General features: G+C 33.5%; 3 protein-coding genes. All 3 read right to left on the reverse strand.

Annotated features, from left to right (window positions below; genetic code table 11):
* Window positions 1-143 precede the first annotated feature (143 nt).
* On the reverse strand, window positions 144-461 hold the full coding sequence (locus tag F6K52_RS36480) for a hypothetical protein (protein WP_293090142.1): 318 nt from the start codon (window positions 459-461) through the stop codon (window positions 144-146).
* The gene (locus F6K52_RS36485; RefSeq protein ID WP_293090144.1) at window positions 454-798 is read right to left on the reverse strand and encodes a hypothetical protein; all 345 of its coding nucleotides are present in this window, start codon (window positions 796-798) and stop codon (window positions 454-456) included. The genes F6K52_RS36480 and F6K52_RS36485 overlap by 8 nt, the downstream gene beginning before the upstream one ends.
* On the reverse strand, window positions 795-1,240 hold a 446-nt coding region (locus F6K52_RS36490), incomplete at its 5' end, for a hypothetical protein (protein WP_293090146.1). The genes F6K52_RS36490 and F6K52_RS36485, both read right to left, overlap by 4 nt.

The raw sequence follows: 1,240 nt of genomic DNA on the forward strand, positions 1-1,240 counted from the left end.
TCTATTTTTTTATCGCTTTGTTTATCTCAAGTCACCTGAAAACACTAACAAGTGGGACTTTCTTGTTCATACACCCTTATATCTAGATTACTGACAGTAATTACTGTCAGTAAAAAAAATATAAGGTACAAGGAATAACTGAATTAAAACTCTTCCTGAAGATACTTGAAGGTGTAGACGTATCCTTTCCCTTCCCTTCTCTTTTCGAGATACCCTAATTCATTAAGAACAATTAGATAATTCCTGCTAGTTGTTTCAGACATTTTTGTCAAAATCATAGTATCTCTAGCACAAATTTCATCTACTTGTTTTGCATTTTCTAGAACCGAATTAGCAACATTAACAGTCTTTTTGATTGCAAGACTTTCTTCAAATGTTGGTTCAATTAGTTGCTTATTATGCGCATCAGTAAGCACACTTCTCATTGATTCGAGATTGCTGATTACTTTCTCTCTACCCATAGTTATGTACCATTTTTGAAACAATTAAAATTTCTTCTCTAGCTATCTCAGCTATCTTCAAATCCATTCCTGATATTGTCGGAACATTGCTTCCAGTTATTACTGCTATCACTGCATTACCTCTAATTAATTTTCCTGAATCTCTACATATTCCAGTAATCTCTAAACCATTAATTGGATTCTCTATTAGGACTTGATTTCTGTAACTAAATTCATGGTAAGAATATTTGAAAACATCTGAACGTATATAATTCCTGATAAAATCAACTTCATCTCCCATGATTGGACGAATACCATTAGTGTTACCTAATAAAATCAAATATTTATTTGCACTCATTTTTCCGTCCAACCTTTAGTGGTTAATTTCCATCCCAACTGATTCATGATTTGACTAATATCTTTGGGTCTAGGAGATATGTCTAACGCTCCTTGATTTTGAAGTTCATCTAATCTCTGCTTAAGCCTTTTTGGAATAACATATACAGGTTTTGGCTTCAAGCCCTTATCAACTAACGCTTGATTAACCGTTCGGAAAGATAAAGTTTCATCTTCAATGAAATCTCTTACGTGCTCTAGAGTTGCACTGAATTCCGAGTAAACCTCGTACCTAGCATACTCCCAATATTTCCCAAAAAAATCTACCGCTTCTTGAATTGAAGAAAAAGCTTTTAACACTAATCCAGTGCAAATTAAATCAACTGAAATTGTCCATTCATGAGATTTGATAGATTCAGGAATCGTGAATGGCTTCTTTCCTCTTTTGGTTAAAATCTTGCGAA

Source organism: Moorena sp. SIO3H5 (assembly GCF_010692395.1).
In the GTDB taxonomy this organism is placed as follows: domain Bacteria; phylum Cyanobacteriota; class Cyanobacteriia; order Cyanobacteriales; family Coleofasciculaceae; genus Moorena.

Excerpts from the sequence above, each read along its gene's own strand:
- F6K52_RS36480 (WP_293090142.1), bottom strand. The coding sequence starts at position 461 with ATGGGTAGAGAGAAAGTAATCAGCAATCTCGAATCAATGAGAAGTGTG.
- F6K52_RS36485 (WP_293090144.1), bottom strand. The coding sequence starts at position 798 with ATGAGTGCAAATAAATATTTGATTTTATTAGGTAACACTAATGGTATT.